The sequence below is a fragment of the Streptomyces sp. NPDC002463 genome (genome assembly GCF_042889835.1).
Taxonomy (GTDB): domain Bacteria; phylum Actinomycetota; class Actinomycetes; order Streptomycetales; family Streptomycetaceae; genus Streptomyces; species Streptomyces nymphaeiformis.
This window is the reverse complement of the sequence record NZ_JBIARL010000027.1, coordinates 98,550-106,758: the sequence shown is the minus strand read 5'-3', so window position 1 is coordinate 106,758 and position 8,209 is coordinate 98,550. Positions and strand designations below refer to the sequence as shown.

At 69.7% G+C, this 8,209-nt stretch carries 7 protein-coding genes and 1 pseudogene; 5 read left to right on the top strand and 3 right to left on the bottom strand.

The features are described from left to right. From ACFYX3_RS37045 to ACFYX3_RS37025, 5 genes and pseudogenes are all read left to right on the top strand, one after another. A pseudogene (locus tag ACFYX3_RS37045) lies at positions 1–86 on the top strand (IS5/IS1182 family transposase); the annotation flags it as partial. Between the two features lie 217 nt (positions 87–303). Next, positions 304–576 (top strand): hypothetical protein, encoded by a 273-nt coding sequence (locus ACFYX3_RS37040; protein ID WP_389023494.1) that lies wholly within the window; start codon positions 304–306, stop codon positions 574–576. Between the two features lie 432 nt (positions 577–1,008). Further along, on the top strand, positions 1,009–1,161 hold the full coding sequence (locus ACFYX3_RS37035) for a hypothetical protein (RefSeq protein WP_389023491.1): 153 nt from the start codon (positions 1,009–1,011) through the stop codon (positions 1,159–1,161). 348 nt (positions 1,162–1,509) lie between these two features. Next, complete coding sequence (locus tag ACFYX3_RS37030; RefSeq protein ID WP_389023488.1) at positions 1,510–2,787, top strand: DUF4157 domain-containing protein; 1,278 nt, start codon at positions 1,510–1,512, stop codon at positions 2,785–2,787. 957 nt (positions 2,788–3,744) lie between these two features. Next, positions 3,745–3,975, top strand: a complete 231-nt coding sequence (locus ACFYX3_RS37025) for a hypothetical protein (protein WP_389023485.1) — start codon at positions 3,745–3,747, stop codon at positions 3,973–3,975. Positions 3,976–4,169: 194 nt separating this feature from the next. Here the strand turns inward: ACFYX3_RS37025 and ACFYX3_RS37020 are convergent, their stop codons facing one another. The 3 genes from ACFYX3_RS37020 to ACFYX3_RS37010 all read right to left on the bottom strand — a co-directional run bounded on the left by ACFYX3_RS37020 (position 4,170) and on the right by ACFYX3_RS37010 (position 7,657). After that, on the bottom strand, positions 4,170–4,916 hold the full coding sequence (locus ACFYX3_RS37020; RefSeq protein WP_389023482.1) for a phosphotransferase family protein: 747 nt from the start codon (positions 4,914–4,916) through the stop codon (positions 4,170–4,172). 375 nt (positions 4,917–5,291) lie between these two features. Then, complete coding sequence (locus tag ACFYX3_RS37015) at positions 5,292–5,855, bottom strand: hypothetical protein (RefSeq protein ID WP_389023479.1); 564 nt, start codon at positions 5,853–5,855, stop codon at positions 5,292–5,294. Positions 5,856–6,067: 212 nt separating this feature from the next. Then, positions 6,068–7,657: a PQQ-binding-like beta-propeller repeat protein gene (locus tag ACFYX3_RS37010; protein ID WP_389023476.1), complete on the bottom strand. Its 1,590-nt coding sequence runs from the start codon at positions 7,655–7,657 to the stop codon at positions 6,068–6,070. Positions 7,658–8,209: the final 552 nt, after the last annotated feature.

The following is an 8,209-nucleotide window of genomic DNA, read 5'->3' as shown; positions in this document are numbered from 1 at the left end:
GGCGCATCTTCCGCAAAGCCCGCTGCAGCCCCAACCGCATGACGGCCATCGCCGCCGCCGTCCTCACTCTGGAGCGTCAACGCTGAAAATCCTCACTGGTCGACCGAGGAGAAGGACCTCGCGGTCCTCACAGAAGTACTGGTCGCGCTCGGGGAGCACTCCGACCCGCGTGCCGACGCGGCCCTCTTGGGCTACGTCGGCCACCCTGACGCCCAGGTCCGATGCGCGGTGGCACGGGGGCTTGTCCCATGGTCCGAGCCACCCGTCTTCTCCGGTGATGTTCGTGAGGCACTACTGGTACTGATGACGGACCCGGACGCGGTGGTGCGGCGGAGCGCCTGCTTCACCGTTGCCCAGGGCAGGGACCGCGATCTCGTCTTCGCGGATGCCATGGCCGCATTGCTTGACGACGCGGACCGCCAAGTACAGGTCGTCGCCGTGTACGGGCTCGCCCTCCACGACGACGAGCGGTGCGTGGACGGGGCGCGCCGCCTTCCCCCGGCGCCGCCCGGCACCCCTCACGAGCACGAACTCGACGCGGTGTGGCGATACGAATGGCGCCGCGACGGCCGCTGACACCCCGCCCGGACCGCCGGTCACCGCGGAGCCGACACCTCTGATGAAGGCCGCAGGAGTCAGACGCACGCTGCTATCCACCGATCCCCCACGCAGCGCACTCCCGCTGCCTGACCCGCCTGCCGGCCGGTGGGGACTCTGCAAGCGCCTGTTGGGGTCACGTCTTGCGCTGTCGGTCCATCAGAAGCTGCTGGAACCGACAAGGGTTCGTACGGTCGTCATGGACACCCCACTGCAGGACGGGTGCCTCCGGGGCCGGGGCCGGACCCGTCGCTTCCCCGAGCACGACGGGACCGGCTCTCCCTTGGGGCCGTACGCGAGGGTGCACGGTAGGGGCTCGCCGGATAGCTTCGATACACAGAAGGCCGCACCCCTGAGGCGCCTACGCCCGAACCCCGGCCCACACCCTCGGGCCCGTCCCGCCGTGCGGCGGTGGCCATGCTGATCGTCGGCTTCGTCGCCCTGGTCGCCGTCGTCGCCCTCGCCCTGACCGGCCACTCCGAGGCGGCCGGACCGGCCGCCGCCATCGGTGCGACCGCCTTCGCCGCCGGCGGCATCAGCGTCACGGTCAGCATCCGTCGCTGACATCGCAGGAAGGGACCTCAGGTAGATACCTGAGGGCCCTTCCTATCCGGCTCCGTCGTCGGGCAGCAGGAGCCGGGTGTTTTCTGTACGGGCGGATACCGGCGGCGCGGGGCGGTGGGCCGGACCGCCGCCCAGACGATGCCGGCCGGCGGTGGCAGGCGTGGCGGCTCCGGTGGGCGTGCGGCCGCTCAGGGTGCGGTCGACCTCGCCCCGTCGGCCCGGTCCGGTCTGGGGCGCTCGGGCAGTGAGCACTGCCCTCTCTCCTGTCCGTCAAGGCATTCCTCCGGCCGGTCCGAGGCTGTGTCGTGGGGTGGAATCTGACCGTCTCCACGGAAAGGCGCCACCTCCATGGCCCGCCAAGCCGACCGCCAGTCCCCGGATCCTGACCGCGCCCACCAGCAAGCCGCGGCACGAGTCCCGCTTGCCCCGTCCGCCGGGCTGGACATCCAGCGCACCGCCGGGAACACGGCCCTGATCCAGCTCCTGCGCCAGGCCGGGCATGCCTGGGCGCAGGAGCAGCACCAGCACTCGGCCGGCTGCGGCCACCAGGCGGGCGAGCGGGCCGCGGTGCAGCGGTCCGCCGTCCACGACGTGCTGCGCACTTCCGGCCACCCCCTCGACGACGCCACCCGCACCGACATGGAGTCCCGGCTGGGCGCGGACTTCTCCGACGTCCGGGTCCACGACGACAGCGCGGCCAAGGCCTCCGCGGCCGAGGTCGGCGCCCGCGCCTACACCTCCGGCAACCATGTCGTCATCGGCGCCGGCGGCGGCGACAAGCACACCCTCGCCCACGAGCTGACCCACATCATCCAGCAGCGCCAGGGCCCGGTCGCCGGTACCGACAACGGCGCCGGGCTCAAGGTCTCCGACCCCTCCGACCGCTACGAGCGCGAGGCGGAGGCCAACGCCACCCGCGTGATGAGCGGTCCGGCCCCTACGGTGGTCGCCCGCGCCCTCGCCGACGACCGGGGGCGGCGGGCCGGGTCCGGGGAGGTCGAGGTCCAGCGGGTGATCGGGCAGAACAACAGTACGGCCGGAGTCGATCACGCGCAGGGGGAACACGTTTTCAATGACGTCTCGACCCTGGCCACCGAGTTCAAAGCCGCTTGCAGGGCGAATGGCGGGGCACTCGCTCAACGGCTCCGCCCGACACAGGGCGACGGGATGAACCAGGACGACGCGACGGTGGCGTTCATGCGCCTCCGGGTGCAGGCAGCGGCAACCGCGGCGAATCAGCTCACCCCTGACCTGATCGCCACTCTGAACACCCGTCGACGCCACGCGCTCTACGGGACCGTGCCCTCAGGAAACGGCGACGACGACAACGCCGAGCTCTTCGGCCGGTACAAGCAGGAGATCCTGGCTCTGGCGAACAGCTGTCACCCTGACGACATCTTCCAGGAGAACCTCGGTCTCAGGTCCGTGGCCGACCTGCGCACCGCTCTCGACAACACGATCGTCGACCGTGTCGCGCTCGCGTACCTCAGGACGCGGCACGGGGCGAATGTCGTCGATGCCTGGTTCACTCCCGCGATGCAGGACATGAGCACAGCCTTCGGACACATCTTCACCGCGCTCGACAATCTGCTCCAGATCAAGAACCGGCTCATCAACGGGGAGTAGCGCGAGCCGGAAGGCCGGAGATGGCTGGCGCGATCCGGGCGGCCGGGTGGTTCGCGGCCCTGGAGGTGCCGGCCGAGGACGGATCCTGGCGGGCGGACGTCATGGCCTCGTCCACAGACGGGAGCAGGCGCATGGCCTGGGAGGCGCAGTTGTCGCCGATCACCGCGGACGACATCGCCGCCCGCACCGATCGGTACTCCGCCGAAGGGATTCGGGTGTGCCGGGTGTCGCCGGATGTCCGGCCGTCACAGTGGATCAACGCGGTGCCGGCCGTCCGGGTCCGCGCTCCGCAGGAACGCGAGCAGCCGTGGGTGGCGGACGACGGGCTCGCAGGATTCGCCTACCTCAGTGGGCGGTGGGAGTTCCGTGAGGAGCCGCTGGAGCGGTTCGTACGCTGGGCGTTGGCGAGGCAGGTCATGCCCGCCGAAATGCTGCCCCGGTATCGGCGGGTGTACCGGGTGGTGAAGGGCGAGCAGCGACGGTTCAAGCGGGATCGGTGGTGGGCCTCGCGGAAATCGACCGTCGATCAGGACAAGCACGAGGCGATGCGACAGCGGCAGGAAGCCGAGCGGGCCGAGCGGGAGGCACGAAAGCAAGAGCGGGAAGAGGCTGCGGAGCGGCGCCGAAAAGAGCGGGAGGAGCAGGAACGGGCGCGGAAGGCCCAGGAGGCTGCGCGCCTGTGGCTGATACGGGAGGAGGAGTACCGCGTCTACATGGAACAGATGAGGCGCCGGTGGGCGGAGGAGCACACGCACCGGGAGCAGGAGCGGGTGGAACGCGAAGCGCGTTTGGCGCGCGAGCAGGCCGAGCGCGAGGAGAAGGAGCGTCAGGATCTGGCAACGGCGAGGGCGTGGTGGGCCCGCTGTCGCCGGAGCAGATCTCGGAGCTGTTCGCCGCCGTCGCCGAGTACGCGTGGCGGACCTCGGCTCTGCGGATGGAGATCCCGGAGAGCCGGCGATGGGGACGCCGTACGCCCGCGGCGTCCCCGTCTACGTGCCGGGCAGGCGACGGACGCCGTACGGAACCGTGCGGCCCTGCCCCGGCCTGATCGCCGCCTGCCCCACGCTCGCGGAGGAGCTGATCCTGGTCCGCAGCGCCCAGGAGGCGCATGAGCTCGGCGCCTTCCTGCCCCAGGGCCGGCTCGTCCACCTCGACCTGCCCGAACACGAACAGCTCACCATGCGCTGAAGCTCCCGGAGGCTCTGCGGAAGCCGGGCATCGGCTGGGCGTGACGGTCCGACGCTGAGGCGGAGTGTGCGGGACCCCCATCCGCCGGCGACGACTGCGCACCACACTTGGTTGAGGGTGAGGGCGGGCGATCGCCCGAGGACGGCCTTCTCGATGCGTCAGAACGCATACGGAGCAGTCGTACCCGCGTAGCCTCACACCCGGGATCTCAGCACGTCGACCTCACAGCCTGGTGCGAACGGGTCGAAGCCGTGCTCGATCAGCCAGCGAACTGCCAGCAGGCTTCGCAACGACCACCAGGCGTGGATCACGTCGAGGTCGATGTCGGTGCCGTAGCCGGCGAGGACGTCGTCGAGGTGTTCCTCGTGTCCGAGTGTGAAGGTGGCGAGGTCGTACAGGGCATCGCCCTGGCCCGCCTCGGACCAGTCGATGATGCCCGTGACCTCGTCGCCGTCGACGAAGACGTGCGCGATCTGCAGGTCGCCGTGTGTGAACGCCGGAGTCCACGGCCGGAGCGCGGCCTCGGCGACCTGGCGGTTACGGGTGACCAGGTCGGCGGGCAGGACGCCGTTCGTCACGAGCAACTCGCACTCGTCGTCGAGTTCCGCCGCCAGCGCGACGATGCTCCGCCCGGCCCGGCCGGGGCGGGGCGGCAGCGGCGCTTCGTGCAGCTTCCGGATGGCGGCCCCCGCCGCAGCCCACGCCGCCGACGACCCGCTCGACGGCCCGCCGAGGCGCCCGAGCGTCGTCCCTGGGAGCGCGGCGATCGCAAGCACGGACGGCTTGCGCCACAGGACCTTCGGGGTCGGGACCGGCGCGCGGGACATCGCCTCGACCTCGACGTCGATACGCGCCTGATCGGCGTCCACCTTCAGGAACACGTCGCCGACGCGCAGGGTTGCGCGCTCGGAATGGGCGACGACGACCTTGACCTCATCCATGGGCGACCAGTATTCCGGAGGTGATCGCCGACGTCGCCAGACTTATCGCATGCGATTACGCAGCTGACCGCGTCCCGCCATCCGACAGCCTCGTGCGCGGCGCTGACCCTTGACCAGGTCGAGCTCACTACTTTTGGTGGGGGTCCTGCTGTGAGCCTCCCAGAGACAGGGAACAGGCCAAGGGCCATCACCCAGCTCCGGCGCCTGGGGCCATGCTCGCGCGAGCGGGGAGGCGGATCAGCCCCAGCGCGCCCGCGCCAACAGCCGCAGCACGGCCTCGCGGTCCCCGGCCGGCAGCTCGGGGATCCGATGGACCCGAGCAGCCTGGCGTATTCGGGCGTATCTCCTCCGCCCCGCGGCATCGGTCACACCACGTCAGGCCGTGGACTGGCCGATGACGCCGTACTCCTCGGAGGGCATCGAGTCCCCTTCGGTATTCGCGCCGTCGCGCGTCACCATGAACAACGGACGCGATCGGAGAACCCGCCCGACTGGTTGCCCGCGCATGACGACCCCGGGATCATCCGGTCCTGCGTAGCCCTCGGGCGTGCAGCGAAGGTGCACGTCCATTGCCTCGGCACACGCGATTGCGTCGCTTTCCCGCTCCGACAGATCTCTCCCGACCAGCGGCAGTCCGTCGAACGCGACCTGGGGGCCCTTCACGGCGTCGGCAGCGACGCAGAACAGTCCCACAGCTCGGCTCACATAGGCCGTGACAGCAGGCGGAGAAGCAGCCTCCCTCCCCCGGCGACGGTGAACTTCGACCTTCCACGTCAGCGAGAAGATCGCGCAGTCCCGTGCGCAATCTCCGACCTCCGTCTGGCCGAACATCCCAGCCGCCTCGGCTACCTCCTCGACGGTCATACCGAACCGGAGCGGTCCGACGCCGACAGCCGCCGAACAGGACCACTCGTCCCATCCAGCGGCTCGCCTCTTCAACGTCCTACACGCTCCTCCAGAGACACCTGAACATGCCAACTCACCCGTTTCACCCCCCGTCCCCACACGAGTGGGGCTCAGAAGTCAGCACGTCCCCACCGAACAGTTTCACGGAAACCATCCCGCGCGAGCAGGGAGCGACTGCTCGCGGCGTGCCCTTCCGGCGCCGCCTGGGGACCATCCCCGCGCGAGCGCCTCTCCCCGCTCAGACTTCAGGGTCGAGGCGGACACTCCAGGATCCGGCCGTCGACGGTCCCGATGAGCAAGTGCCCTTGAGGTGTCACAGCGAGGGACAGCGCTGTGGTTGGTGCTCCTTCGACCTCGAGCGCGGTGTTCCATCGCACCGATCCGTCGGTGGCGTCCAGTGCTGTCAGGGCGCCGGAGTTGTCGGCCACGTAGACGGTGTCCCCGTCTGTGTCCAGGGCGGTGGCGGGATGATCGGTGCGATGCTGCCACTGCACTGCGCCGTTCAGGGATCGCCGCACTGTGTAGGCCCCACCGGGTTGGAGCCCGTGGCCGTGGTGGACAGTGCCGGCATGGACCAGGGACTGTCCGATTTCGACCGCGGGGCCCCCGAAATGGTGCTCTGCCGGTACCCAGGAGTGCGGGAAAAGCCGCCGCAATGTCCCGTCGGAGCCCAGGGCGGTGACCCACTTGTCCCTGTGCGGCTCGTCCGGGTCAGTACCGACCAGGATGCACGGGCGGCTCGCGCGACGGACGGCGAACGAGTGATTGAAAAGGTCGAAGTGGCCGACCTCCGGACCGTTCACCGGACCGTCGAGGTCGAACATCAGCAGCCGTTCGGGATTCTTGCGGCGGCCGTCCAACGGCCTCAGGATCGTCCTCTGGCCGCCTGCGACGAGAACCGTGAACACGCCCGGGCTCAGAGTCTCCAGCACCTGCCCTGTGTCGACGGCGATCCGGGCGACTCGGGGTGCGGACGTCTCCCAGCGCCTTCCCTTGCGGCGACTGCGGCGTTCGGCATTAGTCCAGACCGATGTGCCGTCGGAGGCCAGAAGCAGCTGTCGGCCGCCTTCCTCGTCCTCGACCGCCCATTGCAGGTCTCCCGACGGCAGCCACGACTCCGCCAGGATTCCGTCCAGAGCGGCCAGCACGCGGCCGTCCTCCGTGCCTTCGACAGCCCACACCCTCCGGCGCACGGACCACTGTCGGCCGGCCGGGACCGCGAGGTCCGTGAGGATTCGGCGGGCGTCCGCGCTGTGGTCCGGCTGGTCGACCGGTTCCGCGGGGGCGGCCAGCTCCTCGGCACCGATCGCCCCCTGCTCGACGGCACCCCAGTCCGGGCGCGCCACAACGACCGCATGCCCCTGCTTATGTGCCTGCGGGTTCTCCCAGTCGTCACACGGCGCCAAGACCAGATGAAGTGCCGTCCCACTGCGCCATTCCACGCTGATGACCTCCCGCGGGTACTGCAGCGCGGACACCACGTCGCCGGAGTCCAGGTGGATCAGCAGCAACTCGCCTTCGAACGAGTAGCCGCCGTCGTAGCGCCCCGTACCAACGGCCAACAGGGGAAGAACGGGATGGAAGGCGAGAGAGCGAACGGGGTACCAAGACCGCACCAGATGCCGACACCGCAGCCCGTCCTGCTCATAGACACCGATCCGATGCCCCGTCCACCGGGAGTCCGCGGTCCCGCTGCCACTCCACTGGACATGTCCGAGGTCCCCACCCACAGCGACCGTCCGCGAGCGCTCGTCGACGACGGCCAGAGCGGGTTCTCCGATCTCGGCGAATGGGCCGTCACCGAACACGTGTCGGACCATCGGCACAAGGGTCATACGGGCTTCCTCCCGGCAAGGCACATGAACGACCGCCGTCCCTGGCGCGGCACGGCGGCAACTGATGATCCCGTCGGGCGGCGGGGTACACCATGGGATTTCATCCAGGCAAAGCGCTGACCGTACAGCCCGTGCCCATCTGAGTGAACGTGACGAGCTGGCGGCATCGGAATCCCCGTCTCGCAAGACACTCCGATTGCGAAGAACACCGACACGTCCAGACGACCCGCTACGGCCGCTCGTCGATGACCCGCTGGCCCCCGCCTTCCGACACGCCCGCGAACAGCACGAGCTCGACCGCCTGGAACGCATCGCCAACGCCCACGACCACACCGAGGAACCCCATGATGGCCACTGACCGCGACGCCATCACCGCAGTGATCCATAGGCTGCTCAATGGCCGTCCAACCCGGTCCGCTGGGGCGGTCACCACGCTGCAACCCGCCGCTGAGACAGGCGTCAAGCTCCGCCCTTCACGCACAAGCACGTCGCCCTGAAACCACTCGGAGTGCATGGCTCGCTTTCATGCGTTTCGGGCGGAGGCGCTTTGAC

What these genes read in the sequence shown, in the direction of transcription:
- ACFYX3_RS37040 (WP_389023494.1), top strand. Translation starts at nt 304, where the DNA reads ATGACGGACCCGGACGCGGTGGTGCGGCGGAGCGCCTGCTTCACCGTT.
- ACFYX3_RS37030 (WP_389023488.1), top strand. Translation starts at nt 1,510, where the DNA reads ATGGCCCGCCAAGCCGACCGCCAGTCCCCGGATCCTGACCGCGCCCAC.
- ACFYX3_RS37025 (WP_389023485.1), top strand. Translation starts at nt 3,745, where the DNA reads ATGGGGACGCCGTACGCCCGCGGCGTCCCCGTCTACGTGCCGGGCAGG.
- ACFYX3_RS37020 (WP_389023482.1), bottom strand. Translation starts at nt 4,916, where the DNA reads ATGGATGAGGTCAAGGTCGTCGTCGCCCATTCCGAGCGCGCAACCCTG.
- ACFYX3_RS37010 (WP_389023476.1), bottom strand. Translation starts at nt 7,657, where the DNA reads ATGACCCTTGTGCCGATGGTCCGACACGTGTTCGGTGACGGCCCATTC.